At 62.5% G+C, this 17785-nt stretch carries 15 protein-coding genes and 1 pseudogene; all 16 read left to right on the top strand.

Annotation, left to right across the window (positions count from 1 at the left end):
- A pseudogene (locus ACFPB1_RS21030) lies at positions 1-174 on the top strand (group II intron reverse transcriptase/maturase); the annotation flags it as partial.
- A 230-nt stretch (positions 175-404) separates the two neighbouring features.
- A complete protein-coding gene (locus tag ACFPB1_RS21025) occupies positions 405-920 on the top strand; it encodes a class I SAM-dependent methyltransferase (protein WP_379228059.1) in 516 nt (171 codons plus the stop codon).
- 66 nt (positions 921-986) lie between these two features.
- Positions 987-1508, top strand: a complete 522-nt coding sequence (locus ACFPB1_RS21020) for a class I SAM-dependent methyltransferase (protein ID WP_379228058.1) — start codon at positions 987-989, stop codon at positions 1506-1508.
- Between the two features lie 190 nt (positions 1509-1698).
- Entirely contained in the window at positions 1699-3393 is a 1695-nt protein-coding gene (locus tag ACFPB1_RS21015; RefSeq protein WP_379228057.1) for an extracellular solute-binding protein, read from the top strand.
- Positions 3394-3532: 139 nt separating this feature from the next.
- Positions 3533-4429: an ABC transporter permease gene (locus ACFPB1_RS21010; protein WP_379228056.1), complete on the top strand. Its 897-nt coding sequence runs from the start codon at positions 3533-3535 to the stop codon at positions 4427-4429.
- A 14-nt stretch (positions 4430-4443) separates the two neighbouring features.
- Entirely contained in the window at positions 4444-5325 is an 882-nt protein-coding gene (locus ACFPB1_RS21005; protein ID WP_379228055.1) for a carbohydrate ABC transporter permease, read from the top strand.
- 75 nt (positions 5326-5400) lie between these two features.
- Positions 5401-7164, top strand: coding sequence for a cache domain-containing sensor histidine kinase (locus tag ACFPB1_RS21000; protein WP_379228053.1), 1764 nt, complete (start codon positions 5401-5403; stop codon positions 7162-7164).
- A complete protein-coding gene (locus ACFPB1_RS20995) occupies positions 7139-8806 on the top strand; it encodes a response regulator (RefSeq protein WP_379228052.1) in 1668 nt (555 codons plus the stop codon). The genes ACFPB1_RS21000 and ACFPB1_RS20995 overlap by 26 nt, the downstream gene beginning before the upstream one ends.
- Before the next feature lie 34 nt (positions 8807-8840).
- The gene (locus ACFPB1_RS20990) at positions 8841-9599 is read left to right on the top strand and encodes a phytanoyl-CoA dioxygenase family protein (RefSeq protein ID WP_379228050.1); all 759 of its coding nucleotides are present in this window, start codon (positions 8841-8843) and stop codon (positions 9597-9599) included.
- 149 nt (positions 9600-9748) lie between these two features.
- The gene (dapF, locus tag ACFPB1_RS20985; RefSeq protein WP_379228049.1) at positions 9749-10579 is read left to right on the top strand and encodes a diaminopimelate epimerase; all 831 of its coding nucleotides are present in this window, start codon (positions 9749-9751) and stop codon (positions 10577-10579) included.
- 25 nt (positions 10580-10604) lie between these two features.
- On the top strand, positions 10605-12470 hold the full coding sequence (locus ACFPB1_RS20980) for a bifunctional homocysteine S-methyltransferase/methylenetetrahydrofolate reductase (protein WP_379228048.1): 1866 nt from the start codon (positions 10605-10607) through the stop codon (positions 12468-12470).
- A gap of 288 nt (positions 12471-12758) precedes the next feature.
- Positions 12759-13019 (top strand): extracellular matrix/biofilm regulator RemA, encoded by a 261-nt coding sequence (gene remA, locus ACFPB1_RS20975; protein WP_020615370.1) that lies wholly within the window; start codon positions 12759-12761, stop codon positions 13017-13019.
- 16 nt (positions 13020-13035) lie between these two features.
- Positions 13036-13653, top strand: a complete 618-nt coding sequence (gmk, locus tag ACFPB1_RS20970; protein ID WP_090635797.1) for a guanylate kinase — start codon at positions 13036-13038, stop codon at positions 13651-13653.
- Between the two features lie 16 nt (positions 13654-13669).
- The gene (gene rpoZ / locus ACFPB1_RS20965) at positions 13670-13894 is read left to right on the top strand and encodes a DNA-directed RNA polymerase subunit omega (protein ID WP_379228046.1); all 225 of its coding nucleotides are present in this window, start codon (positions 13670-13672) and stop codon (positions 13892-13894) included.
- 106 nt (positions 13895-14000) lie between these two features.
- A complete protein-coding gene (gene coaBC, locus ACFPB1_RS20960) occupies positions 14001-15221 on the top strand; it encodes a bifunctional phosphopantothenoylcysteine decarboxylase/phosphopantothenate--cysteine ligase CoaBC (protein WP_379228045.1) in 1221 nt (406 codons plus the stop codon).
- Positions 15218-17746, top strand: a complete 2529-nt coding sequence (gene priA, locus ACFPB1_RS20955) for a primosomal protein N' (RefSeq protein ID WP_379228044.1) — start codon at positions 15218-15220, stop codon at positions 17744-17746. Before coaBC ends, priA begins: the two co-directional genes overlap by 4 nt.
- Positions 17747-17785: the final 39 nt, after the last annotated feature.

Genomic DNA, 17785 nt, shown 5'->3' with positions numbered 1-17785 from the left:
CGAGTCAGGGAGCTCCGGGCACTTGGAGTTCCGAAGTGGTTCAGTCTGGTAATGGGCAACTCAAGACGTGGCCCCTGGGAAATGTCCCGAAACACAAACAATGCCCTTCCGACTTCCTACTGGGAAGAGAAAGGGCTCAAGAGTATGCTTTCACGTTATTTGGAGCTTTGTTAACCCTTTGGAACCGCCGTATGCGGACCCGCATGTACGGTGGTGTGAGAGGACGGAGGCTAGCCGCCTCCTCCTACTCGATTTCGGGCTTTTCGAGTAATTTCGGGCATGCTGGACCTTCACCTTGCGTCATGGTTTATAATGAGCGCATGCTGAGGGCCGGCTGGAGACCGGCGAGCTGTTCCGGCTGACGCGGCGGTTGAACGATATTCGACGTCAGCAGGCTTCATGGAGTGACGACTGGCGGTTCGACGACCTCGCTCCGCGGTTCGACGGCTCCGCGGCCGGACGAGCCGGGGCTGGACGTCGGGGCGGGGACGGGTAATCTGGCCGGCCTGCTCGCCGCCCGTGGCGCGCGGATGTCGGCCGTCGACCAGTCGAAGGCGATGCTGGCGATATGCCGGGAGAAGCATCCGGACGTGGCGGCCAAGCTTGGCAACGCGCTGGCGCTGCCGTTCGCGGACGGCCGGTTCGCGTTCGTCGCGTCGGCGTTCGCGTATCACTTCCTGAACGCGGAGCAGCAACTGCTGGCGCTGGCGCAAATAGACCGCGTCCTGAAGCCCGGCGGGCGCGCGTGCCTGGCCGGACTCATGACGGAGGAAGGCGGGGAAACGGCCGGTCCAGAACCGGCCAAGCATAGCATCGGGCGGGCGAAGACGTTAGCGTGGTTCCGGGAGCGGGGCTACGTGACCGTTCAGTATGCCGTCAACCCGCAGATCGGCGTCCTGTACGCCGCCCGCTCGTCGTGACTTGACCTTGTCCCGGCGTCAGGCCTCATGCTGGAGATGCGCCGCCATTACACGGGAGGGGATTCAATGATCGATCACGACGTTATTTACCGCAGTGAAGCCGCGCGTTACGACCGGCTCGTCGAACGGGAAGACTGCGAGGGGAACCTGCTGAGCGCCATCCGGACGGTCGCGCCGGATCTGCGGGCACGGGACGCGGCGGACATCGGCGCGGGTACGGGACGGCTGACCGCGCTGCTCGAGCCGCATGTGCTGACCGTCCGAGCGACGGATGCCTCGGAGGAGATGCTCCGATTCGCCGCGGATCGGCTGCGCGCGCAAGGCGCGGCCAATTGGACCGTTGCGGCGGGGACCAACGACCGCCTGCCCTTGGCGGACTGTTCCGTCGACCTGCTGACCGCGGGTTGGACCATTTGCTACTCGGCGAGCTCTTCGGTCGTTGGCTGGCAGGACAATCTCGCGGCCATCATGGCCGAGATCGACCGCGTGCTGAGCCCGGGCGGCGCGGCGATCGTCTTCGAAAACTTCGGCACGGGCACGGCGGAGCCGAATCCGCCTCAAGCCGGGCGGATGAGGCGTTCGCGATAGCGCTTTGCTTCTTCATGCCGCTTAATTTATGAGGACTGCCGATCAACGGCGGTTCTTTTTTTTAGTGGAAATCTCTGCTAAAAGTTAGGATATTCATGGAAAGGTTCGTTTTTTTATAGGTTACAAACGGAAAACGCTTTCTTACAATTTGAGTGTACGGCGAAATCAAGTTGCAGGAGGGATATACAGGATGAAATGGATGAGGAAGGGTTATATAACGGCTTCCGTGCTTGCGCTTGGCGGCACGCTGCTCCTCGGCGGCTGCGCGAAGGGGGATCCGCCTCCCGGCGAAAGCGGTACGGCGAATCAGAACGCGCCAGCGGGAGCGAATACGCTGCCGGGCGGCGGCCAGGCCAAGAAGGATGGCAAATTCGATCCGCCCGTTACGATTACGACCGGCGCCTGGATTGGCGGCGACACGAAATTCGTGAACGGGGACTCGATCGAGAACACGCCGATTATCCGCTGGGCGCGCGACAACATGGGCATCGACCTGAAGTACGCGTGGATCGTCGCCAAGCAGGGCGAGACGCTGGAGAACAAAATCAAGCTTTCGCTTTCGAGCGGCGAGCGGCTGCCGGACATTCTCAATTTCGGCGACAAGGTGCTGCTGAAGGATCTCGTCGAGGCGGGCAAAATCCAGCCGGTCGACGACATGTTCGACAAGTACGCGTCCGATCGGCTGAAGAAGCTGTACGCCGACAACGCCGATGTCTGGAATTCGGTGACGATCGACGGCAAACGGTACGGCATTCCGTTCATTTGGACTCATCAGTTCGACAACATCCTGTGGATCCGGACCGACTGGCTGAAGAAGGTCGGCATGGAGGCGCCGAAGACGATCGACGACCTGGAGAAGGTCATGGACGCCTTCGTCACGCAGGACCCGGACGGCAACGGCAAGAAGGATACGATCGGACTGGCCGTCGCCGGCAAAGATTCGCTGATGGACTGGATGGCATCGACCGACTGGGTGTTCGGCGCGTACGGCAACGATATTCCGGGCATCTGGTCGAAGGCGGCCGACGGCTCGCTGCAATACGCCTCGATCCAGCCGTCGGTCAAGCAGGGCCTCGCCAAGCTGCACGACTGGTACGAGAAAGGCTATCTCGCTCAGGATCTGTCGCTCAACGACGCCTACAAGGCGGCGGAATGGTGGCAGAAGGGCAAAGCGGGCCTTATCGCCGGTCCGGCCTGGATGGGCGGCTGGCCGCTGCAGGACGTAACGGTGAACGTCAAGGGCGCGACCTACGAGCCGATCCCCCTGCCAGCAGGACCCGGCGGCCAGACCGCCCGCCGGTCGACCGCGGGTGCTAACGGCTTCATGGTGTTCGGCAAGGAGTTTAACCAGTACGAGGCGTTCTTCGATTATTTCGACGTCATCTACGGACCGGCTTTCTTGGACCCGGATTCCCCGTTCAAGTACGGCTACCAAGAGGATTACGATTATAAGCTGCAGGACGGCAAGCTGCTGCCGAAGGATCAGCTGCCGGGCAAAAACGCGCCGATTCCGATCGTGGGCGGCGTTTCGCCGGGGCAATACTCGAATGAGGACCTCGTGCAGAAGGCGCTGTCCGGCGACGTCTCGACGCCGTATTTGCAATCCCGCGCGCAGGATCCGAAGCCGGTGCTGCAGGGGCTCGTCATCAACGACGGCCTGATCGGCAAGAGCATGCCCAACCATTTCACCGGCGCCAGCACGAAGACGATGAGCTCCAAGGCCGAGCTGCTCGACAAGAGCGAGAAGGAAACGTTCATCAAGATCGTGTACGGCAAAACGCCGATCGACGATTTCGACCGGTTCGTCCAGGAATGGAAGGCCGGCGGAGGCGACGAGATCACGAAGGAAGTTAACGATTGGTGGACATCCGTAGGCGGCCAATAAAGAACCCGGCATCCGCCGGATGCCGCTTGCATCATCGCGGCAGGCAGCGGCATGCTTCGTCAGCGGCGGCCCGGCGAATCGCGGGCCGCATGCTCCGGCCGCCGCGCCCGCCAGCAAGAAGAGGAGGTGCCGGCGCCCCATGAAGGCTTATTTGCGCAAAACCTGGCAGCTGCACGCGCTGCTGCTGCCGACGATCCTATTCATCGCCGTCTTCAGCTACGTGCCGATCCTGGGACTCGTCATCGCTTTCCAGGACTATAAGCCGTGGCTCGGTTTCGCGGGCTCGCCCTGGGCCGGGCTGACGCATTTCGAATATATGTTCACGTATCCCGACAGCGTGCAGGTCATTTGGAACACGTTCATCATTTCGTTCCTGAAAATCGCGGCCGGGTTCGTCGTGCCGTTCGTCTTCGCACTGCTGCTGAACGAAGTCCGGAAGACGGCGTTCAAACGGACGGTACAGACGTTCGTCTACTTGCCCCATTTCCTGTCCTGGGTCATTCTAGGCGGCATTCTGACCGACCTCCTGTCGGTGAACGGGCTGCTGAACCGGGGGCTCGCCGCGCTGTTTGGCATCGATCCGATCATGTTTCTCGGCGACGGGAACTGGTTTCGGGCGACGATTGTCATCAGCGATATCTGGAAGGAATTCGGCTTCTCCACGATCGTGTATCTCGCGGCGCTGACGGGCGTCAATCCGTCGCTGTACGAGGCTTCGGACATCGACGGCGCGAACAGATGGCAGCAGACGATTCACATTACGATCCCGTCGATATTACCGATCGCCGTCGTGCTGGCGACGCTGTCGCTCGGCAACATTCTGAACGCCGGCTTCGATCAGATTTTCAACCTGTACTCGCCGCTCGTCTACGATAAGGGAGATATCATCGACACGTTCGTTTACCGGGTCGGCCTGCAGGGCTCCAACTACAGCTTCGCGACGGCCGTCGGTCTCTTCAAATCCGTCGTCGGCTTCGTCTTGATCGTCCTGACTTACGGAGCGGCCAATAAAGCGGCCAATTACCGCATTTTCTAGGGAGGGATACGGCAATGCGGAACAACTACTCGCTCGGCTACCGCGTATTCGCCCGGTTCAACGCGGTTTTTCTCGCGGCGGCCGCGCTGCTATGCATCGCGCCCCTGCTGAACGTGCTGGCCATTTCCTTCAGCTCCAAGGAGCCGGCGGATGCCGGTCTCGTCGCGTTCTGGCCGATCAAATTCACGCTCGACGCGTACGCCAAAACGTTCGACAATCAAAATTTCATCCGTTCGTTCTGGATCGCGGTCGAACGAACGGCGCTTGCCACCACGCTGACAATGGCGCTGACGTGCACGGCGGCGTACGCCTTGTCGAAGGAAGACCGCGTCTTCCGGGGACGGACGGCCTACGCCTGGATCATCGTCTTCACGATGCTGTTCAGCGGCGGGCTCATCCCGTCCTACCTGGTTGTCTATCATCTCGGATTGACCAACACGATCGCCTCGCTCGTGCTGCCGGGCGCCGCGAACGTGTTCAACGTCGTGCTGATGATGAATTTCTTCCGCGGTATTCCGAAGGAGCTCGAAGAAGCGGCGCTGATCGACGGAGCCGGCCATTTCCGTACGCTTCTGCGCATCTATTTGCCGATCTCGCTTCCGTCGCTCGCCACGCTCGGGCTGTTCACGATCGTCGGCAATTGGAATTCCTGGTTCGACGGGCTCATCTACATGTCCGATTTTCGCAACTATCCGATGTCGACCTTCCTGCAGACGGTCGTGGCGGCGACGGATTTCACGAAGCTCAGCATGGACCCGCGGGAGTTCTCGAATCTGTCCGACCGGACGCTGAAGGCGTCGCTCATCTTCGTGTCGGCGCTGCCCGTGCTGGCCGTGTACCCGTTCCTGCAAAAATATTTCGTGCACGGCATGACGCTCGGTTCAGTGAAGGAATAAGGGGCTGTACGCGCGGCGGATCGACCTGCTACAATCGGGGGCTGAAGCGAAACGTAAACGGAGGTGGCTCCATCCATGCGCGTGAAATTCAGCATTTTCGGCAAAATGGCCTTCCTCATCTGCGCCTTGCTGATTCCGATCGTACTGCTGTTCTCGTACGTGAACGACCGAAGCTCGACGCTCGTCGAGGATGAGATCCGCAAATCGAAGCTGAAGCAGCTGTCGGTGTTCATGAATCAGATCGGCGGGCAGATCGAGCAGCTGTCGATGTTCTCGCTGCAGCTGATGCGGGATTCGGACGTGCTCGACTTCCAGCTTGCCCTCCAATCGAGCCGCGGCTACGACCGGGACCGGATGATCAATGCGATTTACGAGAAGCTGCTGCTCGGCAGCATCTCGACCAGCTTCCAGAACCGGCTCGCCTTCTATTCGCCGGCGAGCGGTCTCGTCATCTCGACGAGCACGGAGGAGCCGTTCGACAAGGACGCATTCCTGAAGGACGTCAGTGCCGGCTGGAGACTGCACCGGTCGCCGGATACGCCGGCGGAGGACGACTATTTTACCCGCTACACGGTCGAGCCGTATTCCGCCTACGCGCATCCCGATCAGGCGAACGCCATTATCCGGACCAGCTTTCCCGTCGACAGCCTGCGGCGCATGCTGGACGATTTCAAGCGCAGCGGCGGGGACGATCCGTTTCTGTTCAGTCCGGAGGACGGCATGATCGGCAACCGTTCGATGGACGGCGCTATTGCCGCCGAATTGCAGCGGTCGCTCGCGGGCATGCCGCTTCCGGACGTCCGGTCCATGAAGATCGCGCTCGGCGGCCAAAACTACATGATCAGTTCCACGAAAATCCCGAGCCTCGGCTGGTACTTGGTCGATTATGTGCCGATCGGCAGCATTCTTGCGCCGATTCGCGAGGTGAGCAAGCTGTTCTACGTCTCTGTCGGCCTGCTGCTCGTGCTCAGCATACTGGCGCTGCTGCTGCTTTACCGGAATGTGCAAATTCCGATCAGGCAGCTCATCTTCAGTTTGCGGGAGATCAAGCACGGCAATTATGCCGTTCGGATGTTTCAGCGGAGGGAGAACGAGTTTTCGTTCGTTTTTTCCAGATTCAACGAAATGGCACAGGAAATCCAGCGGCTCGTGGAAAAGGTATATATGGAGGAAATCCGGACAAGGGAGGCGACGCTCAAGCAGCTCCAGTCGCAGATCAATCCGCATTTTCTCTATAACTGCCTGTTCTACGTCCAAAGCATGATCCGCCTCGGCGCGCTCGATCTGGCGGAGAAGATGGCCCTGAACCTCGGCGAATATTACCGGTACAACACGCGCGTGGAGAAGCAGACGGTCACGCTGCGCAGCGAGCTCGGCTTCGTGGGCAATTATTTGGAAATCCAGCAAATGCGCATGAAGCGGTTCGAGTACGAAATCGACGTTCCCGAGGAGATGATGGAGCTGCCCGTTCCGCGGCTGATCGTGCAGCCGGCCGCGGAGAACGCGATCGTGCACGGGATTGAGCGCAAGCCGGGAAGAGGTCGAATCGCGATTCGCGGCCGGCAGGAGGACGCGTACAACTATCTCGTCGTCGAGGATGACGGCGCGGGGATGTCGCAGGATGCGCTGGTGCGGCTGATGGAGACGATGGACCGGACCATGGACGAAAGCATGGGATGCGGCGTCTGGAACGTCCATCAGCGGCTGAAAATCCAGTACGGCGATGGCTCCGGCATCGGCATGAGCCTGCTTCCGGAAGGCGGCATCCGGGTTACGCTCGCTTGGACAAGACTGGACAGGGAGGTGGGACGCGATGTACCGGCTGCTCGTAGTGGATGACGAAGAGGCGGTCGTCGACAATTTGGCGCTCACGATGCCGTGGAGCCGGCTTGGGATCTCGGAGGTGTTCAAGGCGTTCTCCGCCGAGGAGGCGCTGGGTGTGCTCGAGACGGAGACGATCCATATCGTCATTACCGACGTCCGCATGCCGGGCGCGTCGGGACTCGAGCTGGCGGCCCAGATCGGGGCAAGGTGGAGCAGGATCAAATGCCTTATCCTGTCCGGCTATGCCGACTTCGATTATGCGCGCCAGGCGCTGCAGAGCGAAACGGTCGATTATTTGCTGAAGCCGATCCGCGAAAACGATTTGCTGCGGGCCGTCGAACGGGCGATCGGCCGGATCGAGCGGGAATGGGAGGCCGTCGTCTCGCAGCGGCGGGCGGAGGAAGCGCTGGAGCAGCATTTGCCGCTGCTGCGCAGCAATCTGCTCGGCGAGCTGCTGCAGGGCAAGCGGTATTCGGCGGACCGGCTGCGGCAGAAGCTTGCGCTGTACGGCCTGCCGTTCGAGGACGGCGACCCGTTCTCGCTGTTGCTGGTGCGCCTGGAGGAGGATTTCGCCGGCCGCGATTTCCAGCGGCTGTCGCTGCTGGAATATGCCATCGTCAATATCGCGGAGGAGCTCGGCGAGCGCGACTTCGAATTTTGGTCGCGCAGGGACGTGCACGACCATCTCGTGCTCTGCGTCAAGCCGAAGAACCGCCGCGGCGACGGAGAGAGCGCCCTTGCGGAAGGGCGGCCGCTGAAGCTTGCCGAGCGCCTCGCCGTGCAGCTTCAGGAGAACGTGAAGCGGTATTTGAAGGTCGGCGTTTCGGTCGTGATCGCCGAATGGTCGGCGTTTCCGGCGCGCATCGCCGAGCTGTACGAGCAGGCGCTCGCGGTCGTACGGGAACGGCTCGGCAGGGACGGGGAGCTGATCCTCGTCGCCGGCACCCGCCGGGACGGCGGCGAAGGCAGCCGCGTCGGGGCATTGTCGGCCCTGTACGAGCCGCCGACGCTGCTGCATCTGCTGGACGCCGGCCGCTGGGAGGCGGTAAGGGAGAAGCTGCAGACGATTTTCGCGGAAGCGGCGGCCATGCGAATGACCAGCGAGCATGCGATGGAGCTTTTTTTTGCCCTTTCCGGCGCGGTGTTGCACATCGCGCACAAGAGCGGCTTCGCCTTGGCCGACGCGATCGGCGGCGACGCGGCGCAGCTTGCGCAGCCGCAGTACCGGACGCTGGCGGAGCTCAGAGGCTGGGCGATGCGCGTCTTCGGGAAGATCGAGGAACTGCTGGAGCGGGACATGAGAATGAACCGCAGGGGCATCGTCGATCGGGTACGGTCCTTTATCGAGGAAGAACTCTCCAGGGACGTATCGATCCAGTCCATTGCCGAGCACATAGGCCTGCACCCGGTTTATCTGTCGCGAATCTACAAACTGGAGACGGGCGAGAGCATCGGGCAGTACCTGCTTCGGCTGCGCATGGAGAAAGCAGCCGCGCTGCTGAAGTCCGGAACGGACAAAATCATGGACGTCGCGTCCAGGCTCGGCTATCAAAACGCGACGTATTTCTCGAAGGTATTCAAAGACTATTTCGGACAAACGCCGCAGCAGTACCGCGACGATGGCGCGTATCGGCTGTCCCGGGAGCACGGAGGCTGATCGGCGTATAACCGAAACCTGAGGAGGAAGACGAATGCGGCTTACGCACATGCAGCGCGAGCATCTGATCGAACGAGGCTACGTGAAGATTCCGGGCGCCGTACCGGACATCATGGTCCGCGAGGCCATGAAAGCGATCAACCATTCGATCGGTCAAGGCATCCCGGCCGGGCACAGAGGCGCGAACTACTGCAGGGAGCTGGAAAACAGGCCGGTCATTACCGACCTGTTCAACCGGACGCCCATCAAATCCATCGTCGATTCGCTGATCGGCGAAGAGGCCTATTATTCGATCGGCGCGGGCCAGATCGCGCTACGCTTCCCGGACTACGCGGACAATCCGCCCGACGATCTCGGCGCGCACTTGGACGGCGTTCTCCGCGTGAAGGAAGGAATCGCGCAGAATTTCACGGCGCTCGTGGGCGTCATGCTGAGCGATCAGACGGAGCCGGACCGCGGCAATTTCAAGGTCTATCCCGGCACCCACCGGGACTATGAGGCGTTCTTCCGCGAGCACGGTCCGGAGGCGCTGCTGACGGACGAGGGCATCCGGCAACGACACCGGTCGGACCGCGTGCCGCTGCCGAAGGGGGTCCAGATTACGGGCGAGCCCGGCGATTTGATTATTACGCATTACCAGCTCGTCCACGCGGGCGGCGTTAATCAGTCGGACCGCATCCGCTGTTCCGTCTATTTTCGCGTCGACCATAAGGACCGCCGGAACGACTGGCGCGCGCCGCTCGTCGACCTATGGCGCCACTGGCCGGGCGTTCGGACGGCAATTCCCGAATAGGGACGACGTGCGTCAGCACCGGTAACGAGCCGGAAAACAGTCGACAATTCCCCCCGTTCTAAGGTACACTAACTCTTAATTAGCATGGTGGCCAACCGGCACTCATGATGTTTTTCGACAAATTTCTTCGAACGGGGAGACCAGGAATCATGAACTTCACGAAAATGCACGGACTCGGCAACGACTTCATCGTGGTCGCGGGCGAATCGAAACTGCCGGACGACGCGGCGCAGCTGGCGGAACGGCTGTGCAACCGCTTCTTCGGCATCGGCGCGGACGGCCTCGTTTATATTTTGCCCTCGGAGCGGGCGGACTTCCGGATGCGGATCATCAACTCGGACGGTTCCGAGGCGGAGCAGTGCGGCAACGCGATCCGCTGCGTGGCGAAGTACGTGTACGACAACGGCCTTACGGACAAGGAGACGCTGACGATCGAGACGCTCGGCGCGGGCGTGCAGGAACTGCAGCTGACCGTCGACAACGGCAAAGTGAGCCGGGTGCGCGTCAACATGGGCCAGCCGATTCTCGAAGGGCTCAAGGTGCCGACGACGATCGACGCCAATCCGGTCATCGGCCATCCGATCGAAGTGGACGGCCGCGAATTCAAGTTCACGGCGGTGTCCATGGGCAACCCGCACTGTGTCATTTACGTCGACGACGCGGCCAATTTCGACCTCGCGGCGTGGGGGCCGAAGCTGGAATCGCATCCGCTCTTCCCGCGCAAGATCAACGTCGAATTCGTGACGGTGCGCGCCAAGGACCGCACGGACATGCGCGTATGGGAGCGCGGCGCAGGCCCGACGCTGGCGTGCGGCACGGGCGCGTGCGCGACCGTCGTGGCGTCGGTGCTGAACGGCCTGACCGACCGGACGGCGACGGTGTCGCTGAAGGGCGGCGACCTGCTGATCGAGTGGGACGAGGCGACCAACTACGTGTTCATGACGGGTCCGGCCGAGGAAGTATTCCGCGGAACGGTCTAAGCATCGGATGAAGGAGTTTTGACATATGAAACCGGATTTGAGGGAAGCGCTGAAGGCGCGTATCTTGACCGGCGACGGCGCGATGGGAACCTACCTGTATGGGATGGGGTTCCCTGTCGGCGTTTCCTACGAAGAATTCAACTTGCTCCGGCCGGAGGTTATCGCGGACGTCCATCGCCGCTACTACGACGCCGGAGCGAGAATCATCGAAACTAACACGTTCTCCGCCAACCGGATGAGCCTGGCCAATTACGGGCTGGACGCCGAGGTGGAAGCGATCAATCGCGCGGGCGTGCGCATCGCCCGCGAAGCCGTCGGCGGCGACGCGTACGTCGTCGCGGCGGTCGGCTCCATCCGGGCCGGCAAGCGCAAAAACATCGCGCCGTCCGAACTGGAAGGCCTGTTCCGCCAGCAAATCGGGGCGCAGCTCGCTGAAGGGGTCGACGGCGTCCTGCTGGAGACGTTCTACGATCTCGAAGAAGCGGTGCTGGCGCTCCGGATCGTGCGCGAGCGGTCCGACCTGCCGGTCATCTGCCAGTTCGCCGTGGAGAAGGAAGGGGTGACGCTCGACGGCAAGCCGATCGCAGCGGCATTCGAAAGCCTGCGCCTCGAAGGGGCCGACGTCGTCGGCTTCAACTGCCGCAGCGGCCCGAACGGCATTCTCCGCGCCATCGACGCCATCGGTGGAGAGCCGGGGCTGCCGCTGTCGGTCTTCCCGAACGCGGGCATTCCGGACTACGTCGACGGCAAGTACCAATACACGTCGACGCCGGATTATTTCGCGGAATCGGCGCGCAAATTCGCCGACCGCGGCGCGCGCGTCATCGGCGGCTGCTGCGGGACGACGCCGGAGCATATCGCGGCGATCGCCGCGGCGCTGGACGGCTACGCGCCGCGGCCGGTCGACCCGGTGGACCGGCTGGCGGCCGCGCCGGCGGAGCGCCTGACCGTCCGCGAGACGAAGCCGGCGGAACGCGCGCCGAAGACGGAGCCGTCCATCGTGGACCTCGTCAACCGGCGCCACACGGTCATCGTCGAGCTCGACCCGCCGCGCGACCTGGACATCCGCAAGTTCATGGACGGCGCCAAGGCGCTGAAGGCGGCCGGAGCCGACGCCGTGACGATGGCCGACAATTCCTTGGCCGTCACGCGGATGAGCAACATCGCGCTGGCTTCGCTCGTGCAGCATCAGATCGGCATCAAGCCGCTCGTGCACATTGCCTGCCGCGACCGCAACCTGATCGGGACGCAATCGCACATGATGGGCCTCGACGCGCTCGGGATCGACCACGTGCTCGCGGTGACCGGCGACCCGGCGCGCTTCGGCGATCTGCCGGATTCCAGCTCGGTCTATGACCTGACCTCGTTCGAAATGATCCGCATGATCAAGCAGCTGAACGAAGGCGTCGCGTTTTCCGGGAAGCCGCTCAAGCAGAAGGCGAGCTTCGTCACCGGCGCGGCGTTCAATCCGAACGTGAAGTATTTGGACAAGGCGATCGCCAGGCTGGAGCGCAAAATCGAAACGGGCGCCGACTATATCATGACGCAGCCAGTCTACGACAAGGCGCTGATCGCGCGGATCGCGGAGGCGACCAAGCATCTGAACGTGCCGATCTTCATCGGCGTCATGCCGCTCGCGAGCGGCCGCAACGCGGAGTACCTCCACAACGAGGTGCCCGGCATCCAGCTCTCGGACGACGTCCGCGGCCGGATGGCCGGCCTGGAGGGCGAAGCGGGCCGCGCCGAAGGCGTCCGCATCGCCGAAGAACTGCTGGACGCGGCGATGGACCATTTCAAGGGCATCTACCTGATCACGCCGTTCATGCTATACGACATGACGGTGAAGCTGACCGATTACGTCTGGCGAAAAACGGGCAGTTTGGCGAGGTAACCTCGTTATTTCTCGCGATTGCGCTTTAACACTTGTTCGTCCGATAAAAATGGATTAATATAGACGTTGGATGCACTTGCCATGCCGCGCCCCGATGCGTTACAATAAGGGGCCCGAAACCCCGCGCCTCCGCTTGGGCTTTCGGCTGGCGCAACGTATGCTCCGGACTTTTTTCGTCAAGAATAGTGCAATATTCTGCCATCGGCAGACGCCTTCATTCTTGCGCTTATCGATAGATCGTGTACTATTCCTAACCAAGCACGAGAGATACCGGAGGGGAACCTTAACATGGCCATCAAACTCATTAATATCGGCTTTGGCAACATCGTGTCCGCGAATCGGATCATTTCGATCGTCAGTCCGGAATCGGCGCCGATCAAGCGGATCATTCAGGAGGCGCGCGACCGGCACATGCTGATCGACGCGACGTACGGACGCCGCACGCGCGCCGTCATCATCACGGACAGCGATCATGTCATCTTGTCCGCCGTGCAGCCGGAAACGGTTGCGCATCGTCTCTCGACCAAGGATGACGATCACGACGAATAAAGTTACGGGGAGTCTTATGAAAAGAGGATTGTTAATCGTATTGTCCGGTCCTTCGGGCGTGGGCAAGGGCACCGTGTGCGCGCAGCTTCGGCATAAGCAGAACGATCTGGTGTATTCCGTATCGGCGACGACGCGTAAGCCCCGCCAGGGAGAAATCGACGGCATCAATTATTTTTTTAAGAGCAAGGAACAATTTCAGGACATGATCGCGCGCGACGCGCTGCTGGAATACGCAGAGTACGTCGGCAATTATTACGGCACCCCGCGTGATTTCGTGGAGCGGACACTGGCCTCGGGCAAGGACATCATCCTTGAAATCGAGGTGCAGGGCGCGCTGAAAGTGAAAGAGAAATTTCCGCAAGGCGTATTCATCTTCTTGGTGCCGCCGTCTCTTGACGTGCTCAAACAGCGCATTACGGGACGCGGCACCGAGAATGCCGATATCATCGACCATCGCATGAACGTCGCGGTGGAAGAGATGAATTTGATTCATTATTACGATTATGCCGTCGTAAACGACCAGATCGACGCAGCTTGCCATCGGATTCAAAGCATCATTGTCGCGGAGCACTGCCGCAGGGAACGGTTTGTCGAAGAACTCGAAGAAATGAAAGCAGCTTCCGAGAAAGCATGAGCGAGGTGAAAGCAGGTTGTTATATCCATCCATCGATGAAATGATGAAGAAAGTCGACAGCAAATATTCATTGGTCGTCGCGGCCTCGCGCCGGGCGCGCAAGCTGCGGGACGGCAGCAAGAGCGAGATCCGCTCGCCGAAGTCTCACAAATACGTGGGCGTCGCGCTCGAAGAAATCTATCACGATATTCTCGTGGTCGAAAGCACGCTGAACAAGAAAGACACGGACGAACAGGAATAACAACCCTCGCGGTTGTTATTTTTTTCATCCCGGAAAAGGGAGCGGCGCTATCCGCGGGACCGACCGGTCGGCGGCGCGGCCACGGGAACAGAGAGGAGAGGCAGCCATGCTGCAGGGAAAAACGATTTTGCTCGGTATTACGGGGGGGATCGCGGCCTACAAGGCGGCGACGATTTGCAGCCGGCTGACGCAGGCGGGCGCGAACGTGCGCGTCATCATGACCGAATCGGCGACCAAATTCATCTCGCCGCTGACATTGCAGACGCTATCGCGCCACCCCGTCTATCTCGACACGTTCGACGAATTCGATCCGTCCGTGGTCGCCCATATCGACGCGGCGGACAGCGCGGATCTGGTGCTGGTCGCGCCGGCGACGGCGAACGTGCTCAGCAAAATGGCGAACGGGCTCGCGGACGATTTCTTGAGCACGACGCTCCTGGCGGCGACGGCCCAGGTCATCGTGGCTCCGGCGATGAACGTGCACATGTACGCGCATCCGGCCGTGGAGCGGAACATGGCGGTGCTCGCGGAGCGCGGCGTCCGGTTCGTGGAGCCGGGCACGGGCAACCTGGCCTGCGGCTACGTCGGCAAAGGACGGCTCGCGGAGCCGGAGGAGATCGTGTTCGCGGTGAAGCAGTGGTTCGCCTCCCGTACGGAGCTGGCGGGCAAGAAGGTGCTGATTACGGCGGGCGGCACGGTGGAACGGCTCGATCCTGTGCGGTATCTGACGAACGATTCGTCCGGCAAAATGGGCTTTGCCCTGGCGGAAGCGGCGGCGAACCGCGGCGCGGACGTCACCGTCATCGCCGCGCGGACGACGGCGGCGCCGATCGGCGGCGTCGAGCTCGTCCGCGTGGAATCGGCGGAGGAGATGCTCCAGGCGGTGCTGGCGCGATACGAATTCGCGGATCTCGTCATCAAGGCGGCAGCCGTCGCCGATTACCGGCCGGTCGCGCAGGCGCCGTCCAAAATCAAGAAGACCGGCGAACGGCTCGTCGTCGAGCTGGAGCGGACGACCGATATTTTGAAGACGCTCGGCGAACGGAAGACGCATCAATATCTGGTCGGCTTCGCGGCGGAAACGGAAAACGTGGCGGCCTACGCCATGGATAAGCTGACGCGCAAACATTGCGACCTCGTCGTCGCGAACGACGTGTCGCAGGAAGGCGCGGGCTTCCACGTGGATACGAACGTCGTGCAGGTCTTCGGGCCGGAAGGGCTGGTCGAAGCGCTGCCGCAGCTGCCCAAGCGCGAAGTGGCGGAGCGGCTGCTCGCCCGGATCGCGGAGCGGATGAACGCGAAGGCGGATCCGGGGGCCGCGGAATGATCGCGAGAGTCATCGTGGATGTGCCGAGCCGCGCGACGGACCGGCCGTTCGATTATGCGATCCCGGGCGCGATGGCCGGCTGGGTGGAGGTCGGCAGCCGGGTCGGCGTGCCGTTCGGCGGCCGCGTGCTGCAGGGCTTCGTCGTCGGCATCGCGCCGTTCGCGGAGGTGGACGCGCGGAAGCTGAAGCCCATCGCGGAGCTGCTCGACCATCTGCCGCCGCTGTCGCCGGATCTCGTCGAGCTCGCGCAGTGGATCGCCGACAAGTATTGCTGCCCGCTCACGACGGCGCTGCAGGCGATGATCCCGTCCGCGCTGAAGGGCAAGGCGGACTCCGTCGTGACGCTGTCCGAGGATGCGGCGGCGGAACCGGACGGGCTATTCGGTCCGGAGGAAGAGCCATGGCTGCGGTACTTGCGGCAGCAAGGCGGCGAAGTGCGGCTCGCGCTGCTGCAGGAACGGTTTCCCGAGGCGGCGGCGTCCGTCAAGGCGGCGATCGGCCGTGGCATGCTGGAGGAGCGGGTGTCGATCCGCGACCGGCTCTCGGTGCGCAAGGTGCTGACGGTGTTTCCGCCGGAGGATGCGGACGCCGTCCGCGCCGAGCTCGCGAACGCGTCGGCCCGGGCGGCCAAGCAGCGGGAAGCGGCGCAATACATGCTCGAGCATGCCGAGCCGATTCCGCTCGCCGCACTGGCGCAGGCGCTCGCAACGACGACCGGCACGATCCGCGGCGCGGAGGCGAAGGGCTGGCTCGCGATCCGCGAGACGGAGCAGCGGCGCGATCCGTACGCCGGCCGAGGCTTCGGGAAGACGGCGCCGCTGCGCCTGACGGACGGGCAGCAGGCGGTCTACGACGAGCTCGCGGAGGCGCTGGACGACGGGGCGTCCCGCGTGTTCCTGCTGCACGGCGTGACGGGCAGCGGCAAGACGGAGGTATACCTGCAGGCGATCGAACGCTGCTTGAACGAGGAGCGGCAGGCGATTGTGCTCGTGCCGGAGATCGCGCTCACGCCGCAAATGGTCGAACGTTTCAAGGGCCGCTTCGGCGACGCTGTTGCCGTGCTGCACAGCCGCTTGTCGAGCGGCGAGCGCTACGACGAGTGGCGCAAAATCCGCGAAGGGCGCGCGCAGGTGGCGGTCGGCGCGCGCTCGGCCGTGTTCGCGCCGTTCAAGCGCATCGGACTCATTATTATCGACGAGGAACACGAGTCGTCCTATAAACAAGAAGAAAGCCCCAAGTACCACGCCCGGGACGTCGCGGTCCGGCGGGCGGCCCAGCACGGCGCCGTCGTCGTGCTCGGCTCGGCGACGCCGTCGCTGGAGTCGTTCGTCGCCGCCTCGGCTTCCCGCGTCGGCCAGGAGGCGCCCGGCGAAGGCGCGGCTCCGCGGCGCGGCGCAGCGCTGCTGCCGATGCCGGACCGGGTTGCGGGCCGGCCGCTGCCCAAGGTGCACGTCGTTGACATGCGTGACGAGCTGAAGGACGGCAACCGCTCGATGTTCAGCCGCCAGCTGCACGAAGGGCTGCGGCAGCGGCTCGAGCGCGGCGAGCAATCCGTGCTGCTGCTGAACCGCAGAGGCTATTCGACGTTCGTCATGTGCCGGTCCTGCGGCTATACGGCGCAGTGTCCGCATTGCGACATTTCGCTCACCTTTCATCAGAAATCGCGGGCGCTGCGCTGCCATTACTGCGGCCACGCCGAACAGGAGCCGAAGGCGTGCCCGTCCTGCGAGAGCGAGCATATCCGGTTCTTCGGCACCGGCACGCAGCGGGTGGAGGAGGAGCTGGCGAAGCTCTTTCCGGGCATCCGCGTGATTCGGATGGACGTCGACACGACGACGGAGAAGGGCTCGCACGAGAAATGGCTGACGCAGTTCGGCAACCGGGAAGCGGACGTGCTGCTCGGCACGCAGATGGTCGCGAAAGGGCTCGATTTTCCTTATGTGACCTTGGTAGGCGTCATCGCCGCGGATACGTCCCTGCATCTGCCCGATTTCCGGGCGGCGGAGAAGACGTTCCAGCTGCTGACCCAGGTCGCGGGGCGGGCCGGCCGCCACGAGCTGCCGGGCGAAGTCATCGTGCAGACGTATAATCCCGAGCACTACGCCATCGTCAGCGCGCGGCATCACGACTATGCGTCGTTCGTCCGGGAGGAGCTGAAGCACCGCCGGTTCATGGCGTATCCGCCGTTTTGCCGGCTCATTCTCGTGACGCTGTCCCACGAGCAGCTCGCGCTCGTCATCGGGGAAGGCGAGAAGCTCGCGAGGGCGCTGCGGGACCTGGCCCGGGCTGCTGGCATCCAGAGCTCGGACGAAGGGGACGGCAGCCGGTTCATGGACGTGCTGGGTCCCGTCGCCTCGCCGATCCCCCGCATGAAAGATCGCTATCGTTTTCAATGTATGCTAAAATATCGGGGAAACGTGGGGGCTGCGGACCTGCTGCAGCAAGCGATCGCGCATCTTGCGGGCGCGAACGGGCAGCAGCCGGTCACCATGAGCGTGGACGTGGATCCGCAAATGATTTTATAACGTACGTTATAGAGAGCAGCTTAGACTGGGAGGTCGTAT

This window comes from Paenibacillus sp. GCM10023250 (assembly GCF_042653205.1).
Classification (GTDB): domain Bacteria; phylum Bacillota; class Bacilli; order Paenibacillales; family Paenibacillaceae; genus Paenibacillus_Z.
The sequence above is the reverse complement of the archived record's forward strand: the minus strand, read 5'-3'. Positions and strand labels throughout refer to the sequence as shown.

Excerpts from the sequence above, each read along its gene's own strand:
- ACFPB1_RS21020 (WP_379228058.1), top strand. The coding sequence starts at position 987 with ATGATCGATCACGACGTTATTTACCGCAGTGAAGCCGCGCGTTACGAC.
- ACFPB1_RS21015 (WP_379228057.1), top strand. The coding sequence starts at position 1,699 with ATGAAATGGATGAGGAAGGGTTATATAACGGCTTCCGTGCTTGCGCTT.
- ACFPB1_RS21010 (WP_379228056.1), top strand. The coding sequence starts at position 3,533 with ATGAAGGCTTATTTGCGCAAAACCTGGCAGCTGCACGCGCTGCTGCTG.
- ACFPB1_RS21005 (WP_379228055.1), top strand. The coding sequence starts at position 4,444 with ATGCGGAACAACTACTCGCTCGGCTACCGCGTATTCGCCCGGTTCAAC.
- ACFPB1_RS21000 (WP_379228053.1), top strand. The coding sequence starts at position 5,401 with ATGCGCGTGAAATTCAGCATTTTCGGCAAAATGGCCTTCCTCATCTGC.
- ACFPB1_RS20995 (WP_379228052.1), top strand. The coding sequence starts at position 7,139 with ATGTACCGGCTGCTCGTAGTGGATGACGAAGAGGCGGTCGTCGACAAT.
- ACFPB1_RS20990 (WP_379228050.1), top strand. The coding sequence starts at position 8,841 with ATGCGGCTTACGCACATGCAGCGCGAGCATCTGATCGAACGAGGCTAC.
- dapF (WP_379228049.1), top strand. The coding sequence starts at position 9,749 with ATGAACTTCACGAAAATGCACGGACTCGGCAACGACTTCATCGTGGTC.
- ACFPB1_RS20980 (WP_379228048.1), top strand. The coding sequence starts at position 10,605 with ATGAAACCGGATTTGAGGGAAGCGCTGAAGGCGCGTATCTTGACCGGC.
- remA (WP_020615370.1), top strand. The coding sequence starts at position 12,759 with ATGGCCATCAAACTCATTAATATCGGCTTTGGCAACATCGTGTCCGCG.
- gmk (WP_090635797.1), top strand. The coding sequence starts at position 13,036 with ATGAAAAGAGGATTGTTAATCGTATTGTCCGGTCCTTCGGGCGTGGGC.
- coaBC (WP_379228045.1), top strand. The coding sequence starts at position 14,001 with ATGCTGCAGGGAAAAACGATTTTGCTCGGTATTACGGGGGGGATCGCG.
- priA (WP_379228044.1), top strand. The coding sequence starts at position 15,218 with ATGATCGCGAGAGTCATCGTGGATGTGCCGAGCCGCGCGACGGACCGG.